Source organism: Paenibacillus sp. cl123, from assembly GCF_900101595.1.
GTDB lineage: Bacteria > Bacillota > Bacilli > Paenibacillales > NBRC-103111 > Paenibacillus_G.
Genome location: NZ_FMYY01000007.1, coordinates 1 through 22447, shown reverse-complemented (window position 1 = coordinate 22447; position 22447 = coordinate 1). Strand labels below are relative to the sequence as shown.

The 22447-nt window shown below is 59.2% G+C and carries 23 protein-coding genes and 1 other annotated feature; of the genes, 21 read left to right on the top strand and 2 right to left on the bottom strand.

Going from position 1 to position 22447, the window contains the following annotated elements; translation table 11 throughout:
• The first annotated feature begins 10 nt into the window (after window positions 1-10).
• The 10 genes from nirD (at window position 11) to obgE (ending at window position 9288) form a co-directional block, all read left to right on the top strand.
• Window positions 11-364, top strand: coding sequence for a nitrite reductase small subunit NirD (gene nirD / locus BLR08_RS13585; protein WP_072330853.1), 354 nt, complete (start codon window positions 11-13; stop codon window positions 362-364).
• A 32-nt stretch (window positions 365-396) separates the two neighbouring features.
• Window positions 397-2574: a molybdopterin oxidoreductase family protein gene (locus tag BLR08_RS13580; RefSeq protein ID WP_256257637.1), complete on the top strand. Its 2178-nt coding sequence runs from the start codon at window positions 397-399 to the stop codon at window positions 2572-2574.
• Between the two features lie 142 nt (window positions 2575-2716).
• Window positions 2717-3646, top strand: a complete 930-nt coding sequence (locus BLR08_RS13575) for a peptidoglycan DD-metalloendopeptidase family protein (RefSeq protein ID WP_072330855.1) — start codon at window positions 2717-2719, stop codon at window positions 3644-3646.
• Entirely contained in the window at window positions 3639-4559 is a 921-nt protein-coding gene (locus tag BLR08_RS13570) for a M50 family metallopeptidase (protein WP_072330857.1), read from the top strand. Before BLR08_RS13575 ends, BLR08_RS13570 begins: the two co-directional genes overlap by 8 nt.
• Window positions 4560-4620: 61 nt before the next feature.
• A complete protein-coding gene (locus tag BLR08_RS13565; RefSeq protein WP_176835514.1) occupies window positions 4621-5862 on the top strand; it encodes an Rne/Rng family ribonuclease in 1242 nt (413 codons plus the stop codon).
• A 53-nt stretch (window positions 5863-5915) separates the two neighbouring features.
• Window positions 5916-6003: a sequence feature (ribosomal protein L21 leader region), on the top strand.
• 11 nt (window positions 6004-6014) lie between these two features.
• Window positions 6015-6326 (top strand): 50S ribosomal protein L21, encoded by a 312-nt coding sequence (rplU, locus tag BLR08_RS13560; protein WP_072330861.1) that lies wholly within the window; start codon window positions 6015-6017, stop codon window positions 6324-6326.
• A 7-nt stretch (window positions 6327-6333) separates the two neighbouring features.
• Window positions 6334-6672: a ribosomal-processing cysteine protease Prp gene (locus BLR08_RS13555; protein ID WP_072330863.1), complete on the top strand. Its 339-nt coding sequence runs from the start codon at window positions 6334-6336 to the stop codon at window positions 6670-6672.
• A gap of 14 nt (window positions 6673-6686) precedes the next feature.
• Window positions 6687-6998, top strand: a complete 312-nt coding sequence (gene rpmA, locus BLR08_RS13550) for a 50S ribosomal protein L27 (RefSeq protein ID WP_072330864.1) — start codon at window positions 6687-6689, stop codon at window positions 6996-6998.
• Window positions 6999-7306: 308 nt separating this feature from the next.
• A complete protein-coding gene (locus BLR08_RS13545; RefSeq protein ID WP_072330865.1) occupies window positions 7307-7969 on the top strand; it encodes a Spo0B domain-containing protein in 663 nt (220 codons plus the stop codon).
• A 17-nt stretch (window positions 7970-7986) separates the two neighbouring features.
• Window positions 7987-9288 carry a GTPase ObgE gene (obgE, locus tag BLR08_RS13540; protein WP_072330867.1) on the top strand — a complete coding sequence of 434 codons (1302 nt, stop codon included), beginning with the start codon at window positions 7987-7989 and terminating at the stop codon, window positions 9286-9288.
• Between the two features lie 173 nt (window positions 9289-9461).
• Here obgE and BLR08_RS13535 read toward each other — a convergent pair whose 3' ends face one another.
• Window positions 9462-9791, bottom strand: a complete 330-nt coding sequence (locus tag BLR08_RS13535) for an MTH1187 family thiamine-binding protein (RefSeq protein ID WP_072330868.1) — start codon at window positions 9789-9791, stop codon at window positions 9462-9464.
• Window positions 9792-9852: 61 nt separating this feature from the next.
• Entirely contained in the window at window positions 9853-10356 is a 504-nt protein-coding gene (locus BLR08_RS13530; RefSeq protein WP_072330870.1) for an NUDIX domain-containing protein, read from the bottom strand.
• 137 nt (window positions 10357-10493) lie between these two features.
• Between BLR08_RS13530 and BLR08_RS13525 the strand changes: the two genes are divergently transcribed.
• The 11 genes from BLR08_RS13525 to BLR08_RS30650 form a co-directional block, all read left to right on the top strand.
• Window positions 10494-10964 carry an ACT domain-containing protein gene (locus BLR08_RS13525; RefSeq protein WP_072330872.1) on the top strand — a complete coding sequence of 157 codons (471 nt, stop codon included), beginning with the start codon at window positions 10494-10496 and terminating at the stop codon, window positions 10962-10964.
• A gap of 50 nt (window positions 10965-11014) precedes the next feature.
• Window positions 11015-12301, top strand: a complete 1287-nt coding sequence (locus BLR08_RS13520) for a homoserine dehydrogenase (RefSeq protein WP_072330874.1) — start codon at window positions 11015-11017, stop codon at window positions 12299-12301.
• A gap of 12 nt (window positions 12302-12313) precedes the next feature.
• Complete coding sequence (gene thrB / locus BLR08_RS13515) at window positions 12314-13297, top strand: homoserine kinase (RefSeq protein WP_072330876.1); 984 nt, start codon at window positions 12314-12316, stop codon at window positions 13295-13297.
• Window positions 13294-14181 (top strand): prephenate dehydratase, encoded by an 888-nt coding sequence (pheA, locus tag BLR08_RS13510; RefSeq protein WP_072330878.1) that lies wholly within the window; start codon window positions 13294-13296, stop codon window positions 14179-14181. Before thrB ends, pheA begins: the two co-directional genes overlap by 4 nt.
• 234 nt (window positions 14182-14415) lie before the next feature.
• Window positions 14416-15414 carry a beta-ketoacyl-ACP synthase III gene (locus tag BLR08_RS13505; protein WP_072330880.1) on the top strand — a complete coding sequence of 333 codons (999 nt, stop codon included), beginning with the start codon at window positions 14416-14418 and terminating at the stop codon, window positions 15412-15414.
• Window positions 15404-16753: an ATP-grasp domain-containing protein gene (locus BLR08_RS13500; RefSeq protein ID WP_072330882.1), complete on the top strand. Its 1350-nt coding sequence runs from the start codon at window positions 15404-15406 to the stop codon at window positions 16751-16753. Before BLR08_RS13505 ends, BLR08_RS13500 begins: the two co-directional genes overlap by 11 nt.
• Complete coding sequence (locus BLR08_RS13495; protein ID WP_090586145.1) at window positions 16750-17751, top strand: NAD-dependent epimerase/dehydratase family protein; 1002 nt, start codon at window positions 16750-16752, stop codon at window positions 17749-17751. Before BLR08_RS13500 ends, BLR08_RS13495 begins: the two co-directional genes overlap by 4 nt.
• Window positions 17748-18647, top strand: a complete 900-nt coding sequence (locus BLR08_RS13490) for an MBL fold metallo-hydrolase (protein WP_072330886.1) — start codon at window positions 17748-17750, stop codon at window positions 18645-18647. The genes BLR08_RS13495 and BLR08_RS13490 overlap by 4 nt, the downstream gene beginning before the upstream one ends.
• Entirely contained in the window at window positions 18644-19975 is a 1332-nt protein-coding gene (locus BLR08_RS13485; RefSeq protein WP_256257638.1) for a F390 synthetase-related protein, read from the top strand. Before BLR08_RS13490 ends, BLR08_RS13485 begins: the two co-directional genes overlap by 4 nt.
• On the top strand, window positions 19972-21135 hold the full coding sequence (locus BLR08_RS13480) for a GNAT family N-acetyltransferase (protein ID WP_072330890.1): 1164 nt from the start codon (window positions 19972-19974) through the stop codon (window positions 21133-21135). The genes BLR08_RS13485 and BLR08_RS13480 overlap by 4 nt, the downstream gene beginning before the upstream one ends.
• A gap of 149 nt (window positions 21136-21284) precedes the next feature.
• A partial coding sequence (locus tag BLR08_RS30650) for a LysM peptidoglycan-binding domain-containing protein (RefSeq protein ID WP_143014372.1) occupies window positions 21285-22447 on the top strand: 1163 nt, incomplete at its 3' end.

Here is a 22447-nt window from a genome sequence, read left to right as displayed (position 1 = left end):
AGCGGAGACGATGAATATACACAAAGAAGCGTCGTTAGTATGGGTGAAGGCCGTGGCATATGAAGATTTGGCGCCGCATACGGGCAGAACGATCCGGTACCAAGGCGAGGAGGTCGCTCTGTTCAAGCTGAGCTCCGGCAAGCTGCACGCCATTCAGAATCGCTGCCCGCACAAGGACGGTGTGCTTGCCGAGGGCATCGTCTGCGACGAGCATGTGTTTTGCCCGATGCATGACCGCAAAATCCATCTGCCGTCCGGCGAGGTGCAGAAGCCGGATACGGGCTGCGTGCGCACATATTTGACCCGGATCGAGGACGGGCTCATTTACATCGCTTTCCCGCAAGCGGAAGAGCTGGCTAGCTAAACGGAAACGGCACGAAGCGGGAGGTGAGACGGGTGGGCGCAGAAGGAACGGGAACGATGAACGCTGACAATCTCTTGACCCACTGCTGCTTCTGCAGCATGCAGTGCGGGATGGAGCTGGTGAACGATAAAAATACCGGGGAGCTCGCTATCAGGCCGCGTCACGATTTTCCGGTAGCTGCGGGACGGCTCTGCCAGAAGGGCTTGAACGCGCTGGAGCATGTCCGGCATCCCGAGCGGGTCTTAAGACCGCTTGTCCGCCCGTGGCTGCCTGAAGCTGCATGGCTCCAGGGCGGAGTACGGCTGGAAGAAGCGGCTGCCGCCCAGGCAGACGGTACGGAAGGCTGGCAGCCACTGGCATGGGAGGAGGCTGTGCCGGATATTGCCCGGCGTATCCGCGCCATTCAGTCGGAATATGGCCGTGACGCCGTGGGCGTATATGGCGGCGGGTCGCTAAGCAATGAGGTTTGTTATTTGTTGGGAAAATTCACGAGAGTAGCGCTGCGGTCGAAATATATCGACTACAACGGACGCTACTGCATGTCCTCGGCCGCTGCGGCAGGCAATCAGGCCTTCGGTCTTGACCGGGGCATGACGATGCCGCTTTCGGACATTCCGCAGGCAAAGTTTATTATTTTGGCGGGAACCAATATCGCGGAATGTCAGCCGACCATGGTGCCCTATCTGTTGGAGGCCAAGAAAAACGGCGCCTTGCTTGTCACGATCGACCCGCGCAACACGATGACATCGAAAATGGCCGATATCCATGTACGGCTCCAGCCGGGCTTTGATTCGGTGTTTGTTAACGGGCTTCTTCATGTGATCATCGCGGAGAAGCTGTACGATCAGCGGTTCGTCGACACTAGGACGACGGGCTTCGAGCAGCTGGCGGAGGCGGTGAAGCCGTTCACGCCCGAGCGGGTAGAAGAGCTGACGGGCATGCTGGAAGCGGTCGTGCGCACCATTGCCCGCGGCTTCGCCAAGGCTCCTACCGGCATCGTGCTGACGGCCCGCGGGCTGGAGCAGCAGGTGAACGGCGTGGAGAATACGCTGAACTATATTAATCTGGCTCTGCTGACGGGGAAGATCGGCCGTGCGGGCTGCGGCTACGGGGCGGTTACCGGGCAGGCCAACGGCCAAGGCGGCCGGGAGCACGGGCAGAAGGCGGACCAGCTTCCCGGCTACCGGCTGATCGAAGACCCCGCCGCTCGCGAATATGTAAGCAAGGTATGGGGGATTGACCCGGCGGAGCTGCCGGGCAAAGGGGTATCGGCTTACGAGCTGCTTCAGAAAATTGACGAAGGAGAGATCAAGGCGCTGATCGTGCTGGGCTCCAATCCCGTCGTCTCCAGTCCGAACAGCCGAATGGTCGAGCGGGCGCTGCGCAAGCTGGACCTGTTGGTGGTTATCGATATGTTCGAGACGGAGACGGCTGCCTTCGCGCATTATTTGCTGCCCGGTTCATCCTTCCTGGAGGGCGAGGGAACGTTGACCAACCTGGAAGGCCGGGTGTTTCACCGGCCGCAGGCCTTGGAGCTGCCCGGGGAGGCCAAGCTTGATTACAGGCTGATCTGCGAGCTGGCGGAGGAACTCGGCTACGGACGTTATTTTCAGTATGAGAGCATCGAGGAGGTCTTCGACGAACTGGCGCTCGCGACAGCCGGCGGGAAAGCCGATTACAGCGGGATCACGTATGAGCGGCTGAAGCGGGAGAAGGGCTTGTTCTGGCCCTGCCCGTCGCCGGAGCATTCAGGTACTCCGCTGTTGTTTACTGAGCGCTTCCATCATCCGGACGGCCGAGCGCGTTTGTTCGGGATTACGCCCAAGATGCCGGCCGAGCCCGTCGATCAGGATTACCCGTATGTGCTTACGACGGGACGGGTGGGCAGCCATTATTTGAGCGGGGCGCAGACCCGCCGTACGGCTGCCTTACACAAAAAGACGCCCGTGCCGGTCGCGGAAATTCATCCATGGCTTGCGCGCCGGATAGGTCTCAAGGTCGGTGATCAGCTGCGTCTGACCAGCCGCCGGGATTCTGTTGTCTTTGCGGTAAAAGTGACCGAGGGCATTCATCCTCTCACGGTATTTGTACCGTTTCATTGGGGAGGAGAGCTGTCCGTGAACCGGCTGACCATCCAGGCGCTCGATCCGACAAGCCGCATGCCGGAGTTCAAAATCTGTGCCGTTCAAGTCCGGGGCGAGAAGGTTTAACCGGCTGGCCCATCTAGTCTCCCTTTCGCTGCATCTGCAGCCGGAAGGGAGTTTTTCGTGTGTTCGGACATGCGTATATTTGCCCGTACAAGCTCATAGGATGGAGAGAACGAGCGATTCAGCTGGCGAGGAGGTCACCGGGGTGGACACGAAAAAAAACGTGCGAGACCGCAGAATGGAAAAAATTCGCAGGCTCCAGGAGCATGCGTGGCGCAACGGCCACGGAGAGCCGGCACTTACGCATATGAGCTTTCCGCATGAAGGGGAGCGGGGCCGTTACGAGCGGACAGAGCCCGAGGGGCCGCTGGTGGCGGACCGCTACGATTATGAATACGGGGGGATCGCTCCCGCTCGTCCGGACCCGGAGGTGGAGTGGAAGCGAAAATATGAGCGGGAATGGTCCTCATACAGCTCTCGCTACCGCGACGGGGGAGAGGATGGAGGCGCCCATCATCCGCGGGGGCGAAGATTTGCCGTCCGGCTGGCGCTCAGCGGGCTGCTGTTTGCCGTCGTATGGGGGATGTACCGGATCGATCATCCGTGGACCGAACGGGCACGCGCGCAAGTAGCGGCGGCATTGTCCGAGCCGATGAACACAGCGGCGCTTGCCGTTTGGTACGAGCGGCATTTCGGCGGTACGCCTTCCTTCCTTCCCGCTATCGGCGGAGGGTCCCGGCATCAGGAAGCGGAGAAGGTCGCTTCGCTGCCCAAGCATTACTTTGCGCCCATGGAGGGCAAGCTGATCGCATCCTTCACACCGGCCTTGGGCGGGATCCTGATGGAAGCGCGGGGAGGGACGCCGGTGGCGGCCGTCGATACGGGCATGGTTGTTTTCGCCGGTATGAAGGACGATACGGGCTATACGGTTGTGCTTCGTCATTCCGGAGGCATGGAATCTACTTACGGACACCTGAACGCAGGAGGCATCCGGCTCAATGATTGGGTGAAGGGAGGAGAGACGGTAGGCACGCTTGCCGAGCCTGCCGGCGGACAAGCGCCGGGCGCCTTGTTTTTCGCTTTCTCCAAGGAAGGCAAGCCCGTCGATCCTTCGGATGTGATTCCGATTGACTAACAGGCTCCGGCATGCCTTATTTTATAGGTCCTGGAACGTATGGTTCGGGACTTCCTTCCGTTTCCATCCCTTATTCACCCTGCTGCTGATTTTATCGATTCTGACCGGTTATGCCGCTGAGCTGCTGACCTTGTTCGGTGTCGTGCTCGTCCACGAGCTGGGACATGTCGCCGCCGCCCGGAGTCTGGGCTGGCGGGTGCGGGAAGTTCGACTTCTGCCCTTCGGGGGCGTTGCCGTTGTGGAGGAAGCTCCGGGAGCCACCGCCGTTCACGAGCTTGCGGTGGCGCTCGCGGGTCCGCTGCAGAACGTGTGGATGATGGCGGTCGGTTACGGGTTGATCTGGTCTGGTTTACTTCCCCCGTTATGGGGTGAATATTTCATACAGGCCAATGCGATGATTGCCTTGTTCAACCTGCTGCCCATTCTGCCTCTCGACGGTGGAAAGGTGATGACTGTCTTGTTCGGCCTGTGGCTGCCTTATCAGCGGACGCTCCAGCTTGCGGCGGGGGTCAGTCTCTTGTTCAGCGCGCTGCTGCTGGCCGCTGCCCTGTTCCATGCATGGACGGAGAGGGGCGGCGTGCAGCTGAATTGGCTGCTGATCGGCTGTTTTCTGTTCGCCTCAAACTGGTACGAGCGGCGGGGCGCGCCTTACCGGTTCATGCGGTTTCTGCTGAACAGGGAGGGCAAGTTCGCTGGCGAAATTGCCCAAGGGACTTTGGCTTGCCCGATCGTCGTGCACGGCCATCGCAAGGCGGGAGAGATCGTCCGCCTGTTTATGCGCGATCGCTACCATCTGGTTTATGTGCTGGACGAGCGCTCGCGCATCCGCCATATTATTCCGGAGAAGCAGCTGCTGGACTGCTACTTTGACGGGAGGAAGCGGGAGAGGACGGTCGCCGAGCTGTTCGCCTGAAGGTCTGCAGCAGGCAGAGCCTGCAAGATTATGTTACAATAGACCCGAGGTGTTGCCGGAGATGAAACGAATATTGGTGAAATGCGATCAAGAGCATACCGAGGTGGCTGTTGTCGAATTCGGCAAGCTCACCGAGTATTATAAAGGACACCGTGATCAGGGACAGCTGGCAGGCAACATCTATATAGGCCGCGTCGTCCGCGTGCTTCAAGGCATGCAGGCCGCTTTCGTGGACATTGGCCTTGCGCGCAACGGTTTTTTGTATATCGACGACGTGCTGCCCGCGAATCTGGATAAACAGCCGAAGGAAAAGCCGCCGATTCATGAGCTGGTGCATGTCGGCCAGCAGATTATGGTCCAGGTGGCGAAGGAGCCGGTCGGCAGCAAGGGAGCCCGGGTAACGACCCATTATTCGCTGCCCGGCCGGTTCGGCGTGTACATGCCGAACGCCGATTATGTAGGCGTATCGCGCAAGATCGAGCTGACCTCCGACCGCGAGAAGCTGAAGCGGATGGCCGAGCGGCAGCTGGAGCCCGGCGAAGGCTTTATCGTGCGCACGGCCGCACTGGGCGAGACGGAGGAGGCGCTGGCCGCCGATCTGCAGGAGCTGCGCGGCCGCTGGCGGCTGCTTGGCGCATCTGCGGCGCGGGAGGGAGCGGTCCCTCGTCAAGTTCACAGCGATGTGGACATGCTGCCGAGGCTGATCCGCGACGTGTTCCGGGAGGATGTGCAGGAGGTGCTTGTCAGCTCCCGCGATGTGCGGGATTTGGTGCTCAGCGTCCTGTCGGTTCCCGGAACCCAGTCGCTGGCCGGACGGGTGAGCGTGCACGGCGGCCGCGACGTGATGGAAGACTTCGGCATCGCCAGACAGCTTGAGCTGGCTTTGCGGCGCAAGGTATGGCTGGACAACGGAGGATATCTGATCGTTGACCGGACCGAGGCGTTGACCGTATTCGATGTCAATACGGGCAAATATACAGGCTCGGTCGACCTGGAGCAAACCGTGTTCGATACGAATATGGAAGCGGCCCGGGAGATCGCGAGGCTGCTGCGGTTGCGCGACATAGGCGGACTGATCGTTATCGATTTCATAGATATGGAGACGCCGCAGCGCCGCCAGCAGGTGCAGGACGAGCTGAACCAGGAGATCCGCAAGGATCGCACCAAGACGGTTGTCGTCGGCTGGACGAAGCTGGGCCTTGTCGAGATGACGCGCAAGAAGGTGAGAGACAGCAAGGAAACGACTGCGCTGGAGCCCTGCCCGGTCTGCGGCGGTACGGGCTTTGCTTGTCGGGATAAATAAATTCTTGCATCGCAGGATTGCTTTGTGGTAGAATGATCGGGTGTGTTGCTAACAACATGCTGTAACCGCTCGAAGCGGGTACCCCAAGAGCTTGTCTTTCCGGACAAGTCACCTGGCTTATAGGCGAGTCTGAGACATGAGGAGGTGCAACTATGTACGCAATTATTGAAACAGGCGGCAAACAATACAAGGTTTCCGAGGGCGATGTTCTTTACATCGAGAAGCTGGAAGTCGGCGCAGGCGATGCGGTTACTTTTGACCGTGTGCTCGCAGTGTCGGGCGAAGGCGGCTTGACTGTAGGCGCTCCGCTCGTTTCCGGCGCTACCGTATCCGGTAAAGTCGAGAAGCACGGCAAAGGCCAGAAGGTCATCGTTTACAAGTACAAAGCGAAGAAGAACTATCGTCGCAAGCAAGGTCATCGTCAACCGTACACGAAAGTTGTGATCGAGAAGATCCAAGCGTAAGACCGACATGATTCGCATCAAGATTAGTCGGGGCGCGGACGGTCGTATCGTACGATTTCAAGTCGACGGACATGCGCAATATGACGAGCGCGGCAAGGATATTGTTTGCGCCGGCGTATCGGCGGTTACAGTCGGCACGGTTAACGCGGTTGAAGCGCTGACCGGAGTACAGTTGAATGCCCGGATGAAGCATGGGCTGCTTAGCGCGGATATTCCGGCGCAGACCGACGCGGATACGGAGCATAAGATGCAGCTTTTGCTTGAAGGCATGGTCGTCATGCTGCAATCCATCCAACAATCGTACGGCGCATATATAACGATGCAAGACCAACCATCACGGAAGTAAGGAGGTAGACTCATATGTTGAAATTGGATCTCCAGTTATTCGCATCCAAGAAGGGCGTAGGCTCCACGAAAAACGGACGCGACAGCATCGCGAAGCGCCTTGGCGTTAAGCGTGCTGATGGTCAAACAGTGACCGCCGGCAGCATTCTCGTTCGCCAACGCGGAACGAAAATTCACCCGGGCAACAACGTGGGCATCGGATCTGACGATACGCTGTTCGCGAAAGTCGAAGGCGTTGTGAAATTCGAGCGTCTTGGGCGCGACCGCAAAAAAGTCAGCGTCTACCCTGTTGCAGCTGCACCTGTAGCTGCCGCGGTAGAAGTGTAACATGAACGAAACGTCCAAAACCCTGGCGAACTGAGCTTCGCCGGGGTTTTGTTTGTATGCCGGGCAGGAAAATGCAGGCAGATATAAAAAAACGTTGAACAAGAGGGCGGAGAGCCGTTTTGGGGGAGTTGAAACAGCGAGTGGAAACCCCGACCGGCGCAGGCCGCGCGTTGTTCAGCGGACTTAATCAATAGGTTGGCTGAATATTCTGGAGAAATCTGGGGAATTTTCGGTTCCGCTCGTGTACTTTGCCAGAGGTCATGCTATACTGTTAAAGATATCGATGATGCGGAACGGAGAGATTGAGCATGGCAAATGCAAAAGCCGAGGAATACGGGCGTCAGCCGGAGGACGAGCTTGGACGGCATTCCGCCGCATCGGAAGCTGCCGGATCTGCTTCGGAGCAGGACCTGCGCACCCTTCGTCTGATCAATCATTACCGGCATGATTGGATGAACGATATCCAGGTATTGATGGGCTATATACAGCTGAAGAAGTATGATAAATTACCGGCAATGATGGAGAAAATAAAAGACAAGGTCCAGCAGGAGAGCCTGATCGCCAAGCTGGGCATTCCGTCTCTCATTTTATGTCTGCTCGCCTTCCAGGCCGAGGTCAAGGAATTGAGGCTGGATATCCGGATGAACGAAGAGATCCGGCTTCACGAGCTTCCCGGCTGGGAAGAAGTGGAGGCCGGCATCGTGCTTATTCTGGAGGGCTTCCGCACAGAAGCCACCGCTTCGCCTGATTCGGACGATAATCGTCTGGAGCTGGGCTGGTCCAGAGATGAACGATGTCTCAGACTGGACATCCGTTACTCGGGAGCTTTCCGAGCGGAACGTGTCCGGCAGTTGGAGCGGGAGCTGGCCAAGCGGTGGTTGCCTTGGCAGGCCCGGATGGCATGCAGTTACGAAGAGCAATCGGTCGTATGGAGCGTCAAATGGAAGTTGGACGGCTCCGCGGCGCAATGATAAGAGGGTGAGACTTCATGTTTGTAGATAAAGCTAAGATTTATGTAAAAGGCGGCGACGGGGGCGACGGACTTGTTGCGTTCCGAAGAGAGAAATATGTTCCTGAAGGCGGACCGGGCGGAGGCGACGGAGGCGACGGAGGCGATGTCATCTTCCGGGTGGACGAAGGGCTGCGCACGCTGGTGGATTTCAGGTATCAGAAGCATTTCAAGGCGGACCGCGGGGAAAAAGGCCGAAACAAAAGCCGTCATGGCGCCAATGCCGAGGATTTGATCGTACGCGTACCTCCCGGTACGGTAGTAGTGGACGACGATACGCAAGAGATTATAGCGGATCTGACGAGGCATGATCAGCAAGTGGTCATCGCCAAGGGCGGACGCGGCGGACGCGGCAACACGCGCTTTGCAACGGCGAACAATACTGCTCCGGAAATTGCGGAGAACGGCGAAGAGGGCCAGGAGCGCTGGGTCGTGCTCGAGCTGAAAGTGATGGCCGACGTTGGACTCGTCGGATTCCCGAGCGTAGGCAAGTCGACGCTGCTGTCCGTCGTGTCAGGAGCGAAGCCGAAGATTGGCGCCTACCATTTTACAACGCTGACGCCGAATCTGGGCGTTGTCGAGGTGGGCGACGGCCGCAGCTTCGTGATGGCCGATCTGCCCGGCCTGATCGAGGGAGCCCACGAGGGGGTCGGACTCGGGCACGAGTTTCTCCGTCACGTCGAGCGGACAAGGATTATCGTGCATGTCGTGGATATGGCCGGAACGGAAGGCCGCGATCCGTTCGACGACTGGGTGAAAATCAATGACGAGCTGAAGCTGTACAATGCGAAGCTGGAAGAACGTCCGCAGATTATCGCCGCCAACAAGATGGACCTGCCGGATGCCGAAGTTTATCTGCAGTCGTTCAAGGAACAGCTGGCGGCTCGCGGACTGGAGCTGCCGATCTTCCCGATCTCCGCTGTGTCCAAATCCGGGGTGCAGGAGCTGCTCTACAAGGTGTCCGATTTGCTCGAAACGATACCGGAGATGCCGCTGGTAGAGGATCTGGTCGACTTGTCCGAGCGCAAGGTATACCGGCTGGAGGATAATGAAGACGAGGACTTCACCATCCGCCGCGATAACGAAGCGTACGTGGTCGATAGCCCGAGCATCGAACGGCTGATCAAGCGCACTAATTTCAGCACGCAGGAGGCGGTTTTGAGATTTGCCCGCATCCTGCGCAAGAAAGGCGTCGACAAGGCGCTGCGCGAACGCGGTGCGAAGGACGGCACGATCGTGCGGATCGGCGATTTCGAATTCGAATTTGTCGAGCAGGAATAGACATAAGCGCCGAGAGGCTTTCAGTAAAAAACGCAGCAAGAAGGTCGGATGACCACTTTGCTGCGTTTTTTTGCCTTTAAAGTCAGTGGGTCCCCGCAAGGTACCTGCTGAGCCGGCTTCGAAGCAAAATCCCCACTTTGTGAGGCTATTTGGCATATGCCGTCTCTACAAGCTCAAAGCTCGGACCGGCGCCGCTCCAGCTGACGTTCGACCGACTCCAGTTTCTGCCGGACGGACCCCGGCTTGTCGCGGCGGTCATCAAATTTCACGGAGGTGCAGACCCGCTGAGCGCCGGCCTCGAATGGAAGCTCATGCATGCCGCGAATGACTCGGAACAGCTCGTCAAGCTCGCCCTCCAAAATTGTGCCCATGGCCGTCATCTGAAACGACAAGCTTCCGGCTGTCTGCTGAGCGGTCAAATAGGCGTGAAGCTCCGCGACATAGGCGCTTAAACTGGTGGAGCCTGTCCCGACCGGGATAACGGTGATTTCTGCGATAGCCACTGCTAGGTTCTCCTTTCCATGTACATAAAATAGAATGCCCTTTTCGAGTTTCCCTCCAACGCTATAGCTGCTGAGGATCGATCAGAGCCGTCCAGCGCACCGTAGGGGCGCCTGCAGGCTCATAGCCGGCCGTCCCGACCCAGACATGCGTGCTTGAGGGATGCTGGAAATAATGTTCAAGCAGCTTGTGAAAAATAAACGGAATCTCTCTGTTCAGCACCTGCTGCCGGGGAATCCAGTGCAGCGTCCCTTCATCGGATTGAGTAATGTCGCGCCTCCGGGCAGTGGAGGTATAAATAAACTGCTGGCGCACCTCCTGCTGATTCAGCCGGATTAAAATATACCGCAGCTGCAGGTCCTCCAGGTCTTCCTGAAGCAATCCGGTTTCCTCATGAATTTCCCGCAGTACGGCGCTTTGCGGATCATTGATCTCGTGGGGCTCCAGATGTCCGCCGACCGCGGCCCATAAGCCGGGAGACAGAGTGCGCGTCTCGGACCGCTTCATCATAAGCAAATCTTCCTGGTTAAACAGCATGGCCGTCGCCATCATACGAGCTCGAATCATGGGGCTTCTCCTCTTTCCTGATGGTAGTTTTAACTTTATCATATTTATATGCGTCAAGCCTATTGCCCGAAGCGGTGGGCATGCGATATAATGTCCTCTAGGTAAGAACAATCGTCTGTGTAGAGAGGACTATTGCTGTGCCTGATAAATATATCGAGGAAGGTCCGCCGCAGGGAGAACGTTTTTTCCTGGTTCGGGAGGACATGCTGCCGGAAGCGCTCGTCAAGACGGTGCAAGCGAAAAGCTTGCTGGCCCGGGGCAAAGTGAAGACGGTCCATGAGGCTGTCGAGCAGGTGGAGCTGAGCCGGAGCGCCTTTTACAAGTACAAGGATGGCATTTTTCCCCTTAGCAAGCTGGAGCGCGACCGGATCGTGACGATTTCCATGGATTTGGAGCATCGATCCGGCATACTGTCCAAGGTGCTGGCGCTGATCGCAGGACTTGAGGGCAATGTGCTGACGATTCATCAAACGATCCCTTTGCAGGGCATCGCCAATGTCGTCATCTCCGTAGAGACATCGCTGATGGGCGAGAGCGTAGCCGTATTGCTCGACAAGCTGCGGGAGCAAGATGGCGTAACGCGCGCGACTCTCGCCGGGCAAGGTTAACATTCGACTAACTAACTATAGGAAAGAGACAACGAGGAGGAAGAAGCTGTATGAAACCCGTCAAAGTAGGATTATTGGGACTTGGGACTGTCGGAACAGGTGTAGTGCGCATTGTGGAAGGGCATCAGCATGATCTGATGAACAAGTCGGGCTCCCCGATCGAGATCGCCCAAATTCTTGTCAAAGATAAAAGCAAAGCCCGCAATATCAGCGTGTCCGAAGATAAACTGACGGAAAACGCTTGGGATATTATCGAAAATCCGGACATCGATGTAGTCGTTGAGGTGATGGGCGGAATCGAGCAGACGAAGGAATTGATGCTCGCGGCGCTGGAGCGCGGCAAGCATATCGTGACGGCGAATAAGGATCTGATGGCGCTGCACGGGCCGGAGATTCTGCAGAAGGCAGCCGATCAGGGCTGCGACGTCATGTACGAAGCGAGCGTAGCCGGCGGCATCCCGATCATCCGTACGCTGATCGAGGGATTTTCTTCCGACCGCATCACGAAGATTATGGGGATCGTCAACGGAACGACAAACTATATTCTGACGAAGATGAGCCAGGAGGGGGCTGCTTATGACGATGTGCTGAAGGAAGCACAGCAGCTCGGCTATGCGGAATCCGATCCGACCTCCGATGTGGAAGGCTTCGATGCGGCCCGGAAAATGACCATTCTCGGCACGCTTGGCTTCCATGCCAATATCGCTTTGTCCGATGTGACGGTCAGAGGAATCTCCAAGGTAACCAAGGAAGATATCGCCTACGGCAAGAAGCTTGGCTATGAGGTAAAGCTTCTTGGCATCGCGGAGCGGCAGGATGAGCATATCAGCATCAGCGTGCAGCCGACGATGGTGAAGCAGTCCCATCCGCTCGCTGCGGTTAACGGCGTGTTCAATGCCGTCTATGTATATGGAGAAGCGGTCGGGGAGACGATGTTCTACGGTCCGGGCGCCGGCGAGATGCCTACGGCTACTTCCGTGGTCGCCGATCTCGTCGCTGTCGTCCGCAACTCGAATCTGGGGGTCAACGGCCGCCGCGGCTTCATGCCTTACAAAGAGAAGAAGCTGAAAACCGACGAGCAGATCGCTTTCAAAAACTTTATCCTGCTGCATGTAGAAGACAAGGCCGGCGTGCTGGCCAAAATCACGCAGGTGTTCGCCGAGCATGAAGTCAGTCTTGAATCCGTGCTTCAGCATCCGAACCAGGCGAACCCGCTGGCCGAGATCATCATCATCACCCATGATGCCAACCAAGCATCCATGAACAAGGTGCTGAAGCAGTTCGAATCTATGCCTGTCGTTCATGCGATCAAGAGCGTGTACCGGGTCGAAGGGTAGGCGTGAAGGGGAATGACACAGACAACTAAGCGCAAAGTTCGCGTTCAAGTGCCTGCAAGCACCGCTAATCTGGGTCCTGGCTTTGATACGCTCGGCATGGCGCTGAATTTGTACGCATGGATTGAGATGAGCATGGCGGAGGAAACGCGCTTCACCCTGTATGGCGAGCAGATGCAGGGCATTCCGACGGATAAAAGCAACCTGCTCTACGAAGTCGCCAAGCTCGTATTCGAGCGTGCGGGGCTGGAGGCTCCCGAGCTGGAGATCGCCATGTACAGCGATATTCCGCTGACCCGCGGGCTGGGCAGCAGCGCCTCGGCAATCGTCGGCGCGCTGGCCGCAGCCAATGCTTTGATCGGAGGAAGATTCACGGATGACGAGCTGTTCCAGTTCGCGACGGAGCTGGAGCAGCATCCGGACAATGTCGGCGCCTCGCTTTTCGGGGGCATCGTCGTCGCTTTCTGGGACGGCGAGCGGGCCGAGCATATTCGCATCGAACCCCACGAGAGTATCGAGGTGCTGGTGGCGATCCCGCATTTTCAACTGGCGACGGAGAAGGCCCGCGGCATACTGCCGCGCGAGCAAAGCTTGGACAATGCGGTGTTCAACGTCGGACATTCCTCCGTACTGGTCGCGGCGTTCTGCACCGGCAGACTGGACATGATCAGCCGCGCGATGAAGGATGCGCTGCATCAGCCGTACCGCGCGCCTATGGTGCCGGGACTGTCCGAGATACTGGCCGAAGCGACCGAGCATGGCGCGCTTGGCGTAGCGCTCAGCGGCGCCGGCCCGACGATTCTCGCGCTGGTCGATCGCGATTCGCAGAAGAAGGCCGAGCTTGAGGCGTTTATGCAGGGCAAGCTGCGCAGCGAGGGCATCGATTCGACGATGCTGTGGCTGCTTCCCGATAAAACGGGCGTTATCGTGCAGGAAGCGGCTGCCGGCGAGGCGGAAGACAGTCTGCTGGGCGCCGTGAAGGGAGCGAAACGGCCATGAAGAAGGTAGCTTTGCTAGGACCGGGCACGTACACTGAGGAATCTGCTCATCACGTGCTGGGCAAAGAAGCGTTCGATTATGTCGGCTGCAGTCTGATCGCCGACGTGTTTCAGTCAACGGTAACGGGAGAGACCGACTACAGCGTTATTCCGATCGAGAATACGTTTGAAGGCTCGGTGACGCTGCATGTGGACTGGCTCGTGCATGAGGTCGATCTGCCGATTCAGGCGGAGTGGGTGTACCCGATCTCCATCAATTTGCTTCGGCTGCCCGAGGGGGAACAGGCTGCGGTGGCTGACCGTAAAGAGGCTTGCTCCCGAATCCGGAAAGTATATTCGCACAGCGTCACGATGGCTCAATGCCAGCGCTTCCTGCGGGAGCTGCTCCCGCATGTCGAGCTGGAGCAAGTAGGCAGCAACGGCGAAGCGGCCCGCCTGGTGCGGGAGTTGAACGATCCGGCCGTAGCCGCATTGGCTCCGCAAGGAGCCGGCATCCTGTACAAGCTGCAGACGGTTGCGGCGGGCGTACAGGATCACCAGGACAACTACACCCGCTTCGTGCTGATCGGGCCGGAGAAGCCGGAGCTGAAGCCATCCTCGGAGACGAAAACGACGATTCTGGTCACGCTGCCTGAAGATTACCCGGGAGCGCTGCATCAGGTGCTGTCCGCCTTCGCCTGGCGGAGGATCAACTTGTCCAAGATTGAATCGCGGCCGACGAAAAAACGGCTGGGCAACTATTTTTTCTACATCGATATCCAGGCATCCATGGACTCTGTGCTGCTGCCGGCCGCCCTGCAGGAGATCGAAGCGATCGGCTGCCAAGTACGGATTCTCGGCTGTTATCCCACCTATTCCTACGAGCCCGCAGTATCGGAAGTGTAGCTCCTTTATAGCGCAGCTAGCCGAGCAGGCAGCCGTGCATTGCGCAGCAGACAAATAAAACCGTCGGACGGGTCCGGCGGTCTTATTTGTCTTGTCAGGACGGCATCAGCTTACGGCAGGAAGCAGTCGCTTTGTGTCGAATTGGAGGTACTAGGTGAAGTTAGTACTACCGTCTGCCTCGCCATTGACTACAATGAAGCTAACGAAGACATCGCGATGGATGGGGGAATCGACATGCTGAGACGCGAGGTTAAAATTGTCGGTACGGGAAAATATTTGCCGCGAGAGAGGGTAACGGCAGAAGAGATGGACAGGCGCCTTGGGGTGCCAAGCGGCTGGGTGCTGAAGAAGTCCGATGTGGCGGTCCGGTATTTTGCGGGGGATGAGAAAGCTTCCGAGATGGGGGCCCGGGCGGCGGAAGCTGCCTTGGCTTCAGCCGGATTGGCATTCTCCGATATCGATTGCCTCCTGTGCGCAAGCGGGACGATGGAGCAGCCGATTCCCTGCACGGCTGCGCTTATCCAGCAAGCCATGGGGCAAGGGGACTCCGGGGTGCCGGCGCTTGATATCAATACAACCTGCCTGAGCTTTGTAGCGGCTCTGGACATGGTTTCCTATATGGTAGCGGCAGGACGTTACCGCCGGGTACTGATCGTATCCGCGGAGATTGCGTCCAAGGGCTTGAACTGGCAGCAGAAGGAAAGCGCAGCTCTATTCGGCGACGGAGCCGCAGCGGCGGTGATTGAACGGACGGCGGCCGGCGAGCCGTCTTGTATTTTGCACGCCGCCATGGAGACGTATGGGGCCGGATCCGGCCTGTCCGAAATACGCGGAGGGGGCAGCGGGCTTCCCGCTAGCCTGTATGCGCCGGAAGCGTCGGCGGATTTCTCGTTCGACATGAATGGATCCGGCATCTTCCGGATGGCTTCCCAGCTGCTACCGTCCTTCCTTGATCGGCTGCTCGCAGCCAGCGGACTGCGGATCGGCGATTTCAAGCTGGTCATTCCCCATCAAGGCAGCGCGATGGCAATGCGTTTGCTGGGCCGGAGGCTGAATATCTCCAAGGAGCAGATGATGTATATTACGCCTGATCACGGCAATACGATAGCCGCCTCGATCCCGATGGGGCTGCACGAAGCGGTCAAGCAGGGCCGCCTCGAGCGGGGAGACCGCGTGCTGCTGCTCGGCACCTCCGCCGGGCTGTCCCTGGGAGGGCTGGCCTTTGTCTATTGAACGCGGCCGCGTGCTGCTCACGGGAGGCCGGGCCCCGGCCGCGCTGGAGCTGGCCCGCCAGCTGTCGGCCGCCGGCTGGACCGTGTTCGCAGCCGAAAGCGCGGATTGGCATTTATGCCGCACTTCCCGGTCGGTAGCAGGCTCGTATCGCGTGCCGCCGCCGGCTCAAGAGACGGAGGCGTATACCACGGCGCTGGAGCAAATCGTGCTGAAGGAACGGATCGACTGGCTGGTGCCGACCTGCGAAGAAATTTTCTACGTCTCCGCCGGGCTGGATCGTCTCCGCCGTCATTGCGGGGTGCTGACCGCGCCGCTGGGCCAGCTGGCCAGGCTGCACAGCAAATGGGCGTTCATCCGGCTCGCCGAGCGGCTGGGCTTTCCCGTGCCCGCCACGATCAGGCTGGTGCCGGGCGATGCGGCCAATGTCGAGGAATGCCTGCAGGCGCTGGCACAGGAGAGCTTTGCCCAAGGCGTGATCCTGAAGCCCGAATTTTCCAGGTTTGCGGCGAAGGTCCGGCGATTCGACCGTCTGGAGGAGGCCAGGAGCTTTATTTTGCAGCTCCATGCGGGGGCAATGAGGGCGGCGGAGAGGCAAGAGGAAAAGGAAGCACGTTGGCGCGAAGGGACAGCGGTTGGCGTAAGCGACGGCACGGGGCTGCTGCTGGAGGAGGCGGGCCTAGACGGTAGTTCCCGGGAGAGAGAGGAAGCCCAAGGCGTCTGGGTGATTCAGCAGTGGGTACGGGGACGGACGTTGTGCACGTACGGAGTTGCGCACGGCGGGTCGCTGCGGGCGCATGCGGTGTATGAGTCGCGCTACACGGCCGGAGCGGGCGCGACGATTTTTTTTGAAGCGATCGCACATGATGGCTTGAAGGAATGGGTAGGACGGTTTGTGCGCGAGGAAGACTTCAGCGGACAAATCGCCTTTGATTTTATAGAAGACCCGGAAGGCGTCCTATATCCGCTCGAATGCAATCCCCGCTCCACGAGCGGCGTGCATCTGTTCGGCCCGGAGGACGGCCTGGTCCAGGCGCTGCTGCCCGGCGAAGCCATGCCATCTGAGCATCCGGCCGAGCCGAGCTGCGGAGCCAGAGCGATGCTGGCGCTGCCTATGTTAGCATATGGGCTGCCGGCCGCTCTGGCCGGGTCGGAGCTTGGGGCATGGATCAGCCGCTTCCGGACGGCCAGGGATGTCATCTACCGGAAGAAAGACCCCGGCCCCTTCTTCGAGCAGGCAAGGATGGCTTGGATGCTGGGACGAATGGCGGCGGTCCGGGGAATCTCCGTCATGGAGGCGTCAACCTCTGATATCGAATGGAACGGAGGAAGGATGCGATGAAAGCGTTAGTGACGGGCGGCACCGGATTTCTGGGCGGTCATCTGGCCAGAAGGCTGTGCGCTCTGGGCTGGGAAGTGACGGCGGCAGGCCGCAATGAGGAGCAAGGCCGCCGTCTGCGGGCGGAGGGCATACGCTTCGCGTCCGCCGACCTCGCGGACGGCGAGAAGATGCAGTCGCTATGCGCCGGACAGACGGCCGTGTTCCACTGCGGAGCAATGTCGGCGGCCTGGGGGCGATATGCGGATTTTTATGCCAGCAATGTATCGGGGACGGCTCATGTTGTGGAAGGCTGCTTGAAGCACGAGGTGCGCCGCCTGATTCATGTGTCTACGCCGAGCATTTACTTCGGTGCGGCACATAGATTGAACGTGAACGAGCGTATGCAGCCGGCTGCCCGGCAGGCGAGCTCGTACAGCCGCACCAAGTGGATGGCGGAGCAGATCGTCAGGCAGGGGCTGGAGCGCGGGCTGCAAGCCGTTCTGATCCGTCCGCGGGCGATTTTCGGTCCGGGGGACCGGACGATCCTGCCAAAGCTGATCCGGGCGAACGCGAAATCGGGCGTGCCGATGATTGACGGCGGCCGGGGGCTGGTCGATCTCACCTATGTTGACAATGCGGTCGAAGCGCTGATCCTCGCCTATGAAGCGCCTGATTATGCCCTTGGTCAGCCGTACAACATTACAAATGGCGAGCCGATGAAGCTTGCCGATGCGGCATCCATGCTGTTCGCCAAGCTTGGTCAGCCGCTGCGGACCGTCAAGCTGCCTTTCGCCGCCGCTTACGGGCTGGGCGCTATTTTGGAGCTGGCGGCCGCACTCCGGCCCGGAGCGCGGGAGCCGGAGCTGACGAGGGCGTCGGCAGGCATGCTGGGCCGCAGCCAGACGCTGGACATTTCGGCGGCCAGAAGAGATTTGGGCTACGTTCCGGCGATAAGCGTAGCGGAAGGGCTGGAGCGGTTCGCCGGGTGGTGGAGAGAACGAGAGGGGGCGGAAGCATGAGGCCGGACTGGCTGGAGCGAATAGGGCTTAAGGCCAAGCTCCGCGCGCCTGCGCTCAGGCTGCGGTTGTTCACAGCCGGCGCCTGCAGCCATCCGGAGTGGGTGACGCTGCGCGGAGGAACGCTGCGGACGGTGAAAATCCCGGCGATGTTTGCTTGCCTGGAGCATCCGCAGCATGGCCATATATTGTACGATACAGGCTACGCCGGCCGCTTCCTGGAAGCGACGGCTCGTCTGCCCGCCAGGCTGTACCGGATGGTGACGCCGGTCTCCTTTCGGCCGGAGCAAGGGGCCGCCGAGCAGCTGCGCCGCTGCGGCATCGATCCGGCCCGCATCGGCAAGATCGTCATCTCACACTTCCATGCCGATCATGTGGCCGGACTGCGGGATTTCCCCCATGCGCGGTTTCTCTATGAGCCCGAAGCGTACGCGGCGGTCCGGCGGTTGACGGGACTGGCGGCTTTGCGGCGCGCCTATTTGCCGGAGCTACTGCCGGAAAATTTCGCCGCCCGCTCCGATATATGGAGCCCGGAGGCTTGGCAGTCCACAGACCCGGCGACCGGCTTCCCCTTTTCTTCCGTTCTCGATGTGCTTGGCGACGGCAGTCTGCTGGCGGTGAAGCTGCCGGGGCATGCCGACGGTCAGATCGGACTCCTGTTCGCTACGGAGCGCCACATGTATTTCTTGTGCGCCGACGCTGTTTGGTCCAGCCGAGCTTACCGGGAGTCGCGTCCGCCGCATCCGCTTGCGGGATTGATCATGCCTAGCCGGACCGACTATCACAGCAGTTTTGAACGGATTGTCAGATTTCATCGGCTGTACCCGGAGGTGCGCATCATTCCGTCACATTGTTCCGAGGCGAGCGGCAGATGGTCCGGAGGAGGGGAAATTTTGTGAAGAGCTTCGAGCGTTTATGCATAGCTGCACACTATATGCGGGCGCGCATGAGGGGACGGCGCTGGACGGACCGCGCTGCTCTCGAGCGATGGCAGCAGGCTCGGGTGATCCGGCATCTGGAGCGGATTCGCGAGACATCCGCCTTCTACCGGGAGCTTTGGGGAGAGCGGCCGGTCTCGGAATGGGAGAAATACCCCATCATCGACAAGCAGGCGATGATGGAAGGGTTCGACCGGCTTAATACGGCCGGCATCAGCCGGGACGAGGCTTTCAAGCTTGCGCTGGCGGCTGAATCTACGCGCGACTTCACGCCGGCCATTGGTCACACGACCGTCGGCTTATCTTCGGGAACCTCCGGCAGCCGGGGGCTGTTTCTGGTCAGCCGCCGGGAAAGGCTTGCCTGGGCGGGAACCGTGCTGGCCCGGGTGCTTCCAGGCTCATTGCTTGACCGGCATGCGATCGCCTTTTTCCTGCGGGCTGACAGCAATCTGTACGGCACGGTCGGCGGCGGACGGATCGACTTTCAATTCTACGACCTGTTGAACCCTCCGGATCAGCATATAGCGAGACTGAACAGACAGCGTCCAACCGTGTTGGTCGGGCCGCCCTCCATGCTGCGGCTGCTGGCGGAAGCCTCCCGCTCGGGCCTCTTGCGCATCCAACCGCAGCGGGTGATCGGAGTGGCGGAGGTGCTGGAGGAGCTGGACCGGCGCTTTATCGAGGAAGCCTTCGGCCAGAAGCTTCATCAGGTGTACCAATGTACGGAAGGTTTTCTGGGAGCAACCTGCGGGCACGGAACCTTGCATCTGAACGAGGACATCGTCTGCGTGCAGAAGGAGGCTTTGGACGAACAGTCCGGCCGGTTTGCGCCCATCATCACCGATTTTTCACGGATGGCCCAGCCGATTATCCGGTACAGGCTGAACGACGTGCTGACGGAGCGATCCGAGCCTTGTCCTTGCGGTTCTGTTTTGCTGCCGATCGCTCGCATCGAAGGCCGCTGCGACGATATTCTGACGTGGCCTGCCCTGTCGGGAGCGGGGATGGTGACGGTGTTTCCCGATTATATCAGCCGTGCGATTATTTCGGCCTCCGAGCTGATTTTGGCTTATCATGCCGTTTGGGCCGAGAAGGAACGCATACTGAACATTTCGCTCGAAGTTAAGCAAGAAGCCGTCGCAGCGGAAATACGGGAACAAGTGGCGCGCGAAATCGCCGGATTGTGCGACCGTCTCGGCTGCCGGCTGCCTGAGCTGCGTTTCCTTCCGTATACGTTCGAGCCCGGAGCGCGGAAGCTGCGGCGGGTGGAAAGGAGAGCCTCCTCATGAGCCGGGACATCCGTGTCAAAGTCTATGGAGGAAGCGGGGAAGCCGTTCCCTGGCCGGACGACGAGCAGGGCCGGTATGCGCAGCGGTATTGTCAGCCGATGCTGGAGCGGCCTATTGCCGATTATATAGCCAACGTCGATACCTCGCTTCGCCTGCTCAGTGTTGCCGGCTGCATGCTGCCGCTGACGGTCAACGAAGAACAGTATGACAGCTCGTATGTGTGCTCTCCATTTACCCACTATGTTACGTATGCCAAGGAGGAGCTTGGCTTGACCGGCTTCCGCCGGCTCCGGCCTCCTCTTTCGGCGCTGCTCGACGGAATCGGCGCTGTGCTGAAATGGACAGCGTTCAACCGGGTTGTCCAGGTTAACAACTGGCTGCTGTCGACAAATTTATATCCGGAGCTGCCGGACCGCGCGTGGCTGTCGGCCGTTAGCCTGCTGCAGGCTTCGTTTCCCGGCCATGCCCTCATCTTCCGGTCTTTGAGCCGGAGGCTAAACGGCGCACTTATCGATCAACTGCTGCAGTTGGGCTTCCGTCTGGTGCCCAGCCGGCAAATCTATCTCCTGAATCCTGCGGATGACGCCTCCACCACTTCGAAGGCCCGCTGGCTTGTGAAGCGTGATTATGCGCTGCTTGGCAGGCATGGCTATGAGCGGCTGGGACCGTCCGAGCTTACAACAGAGGACGTACCCCGACTGAAGGAGCTGTATCACGCCTTATATGTGCAGAAATATTCGGCCTGCAATCCGCAATTGACGGAGCGGTTTTTCGAGACTGCGCTGGAGCAGGAGCTGCTTCAATTCCATGCATTGCGCAGCAGGCAAACGGGGCGGATCGATGCAGTGCTGGGCTATTACCGCCGGTGTGGGGTTATGACGACGCCGGTATTCGGCTACGACACTTCTCAGCCGCAAAGCCTCGGCTTGTACCGGATGCTTTCAGCGGTGCTGCTTGATCTTGCTCGCAGGGAGGGATGCCTGCTGCACGAGAGCTCGGGAGCGGCTCAGTTCAAGCGCAATCGGGGAGCGGTGGCCGAGATCGAATACTCCGCCGTGTATGACCGGCATCTGCCTGTCAGACGGCGCGTCGGCTGGGCGGCGCTTAGAAGCGTCTTGAACACGCTGGGGGTTCCTTTGATTCGGAAATACAAGCTGTAGTTGGATGAGAGAAAGCGGTCGCAAAGGGGGTTCGGGCTGTTCGCGGATTTTTTTCACGGTTTCATGGTCAAATGCCCAGGTTGTTGCATAAACTGTAATGTCATTTTGTTCCGGCAGCACAGAGCGCAAAACTGAAGGAGGTTTAGCATTTGAAAATCCATATCGTGAAGAAAGGCGATTCGCTCTACGGGCTCTCCCAGAAATATGAGGTGGAGCTCGATAAGTTAATCGCTTTAAATCCGCAGATTGCGAATCCCGACGTCCTCGACATCGGAATGAAGGTCAAAATTCCGAATGATCCGAAGCCGGTCGCGCCGCCCTCCGATTATTTGTATAAGCATTCCGTGGTGCAAGGGGATACGCTGTGGAAGCTGGGCAAAGCCTGGAGCGTTCCGCTGGCGGACATGGTTGCGGCCAATCCGCAGCTGAAAAATCCGAATGTGCTGATGACCGGGGATGTCGTCTACATTCCCAAGCAAAAATCTATTCCGGGCTCGAACGGACAGCCCGGTCATAAAGCGGATACCTCGGTTCAAGGCGGAGCCGGACACAAGGCGGACACTTCGCCGGTCGAGTCACCGCCTAAGATCGATACGAGCCCCGAGCCGATGGCTCAGCTGCCTGTCGAGGCCACACCGGTGTCGGAGCTGCCGCCCGCACCGGTGGTCGCGGAGGAGCCGGCCCCTGTTCCCCAGGAGCCGATCAAGACGCCGGAGCCGAACATCCAGCCGAACCAGCCTCAACTAAAAGTGGAGGCAATGCCCAATGTGCCGCAGCCTCCTAACCTGGAGCTGCCGTATGCTCCGACCCAAGCCGGCAATATGCCTCCGGCTGCCGATCTATTCGAGCAGTTTAAAGTGCCCGCCGTTAAGGCAGGGGAGCTGCCTTATTCAGCTGAACCGCAGCTTCCGGTATTTCCGAATGTACATGTGCCGAATGAGCAGATGAATGCAGGCGTGCATTGGCCCCATGCCGCATATCCGGCTTATCCCGGATGGGGGGCGAATGTTCAGGGAGCGGGGGATTGCGGCTGCGGCCAGCCGAATCTTCCTTATGCGATATCCCCTGCGGCGGAATATCCGAACGCAGCGCCGCATGCGTACCAGCCGACAGCGGTAAGCCCGGTGGCGGAATGGCCAAACACGTATCAGCCGAATGCATATCCCCCGACGGCGGTAAGCCCGGTCGCGGAGTGGCCGAACGCGTACCAGCCGACGGAGGTAAGCCCGGCTGCCGAATGGCCGAATGCGTACCAACCGAACGCGTATGAGCCAAACGCGTACCAGCCGACGGCGGTAAGCCCGGCTGCCGA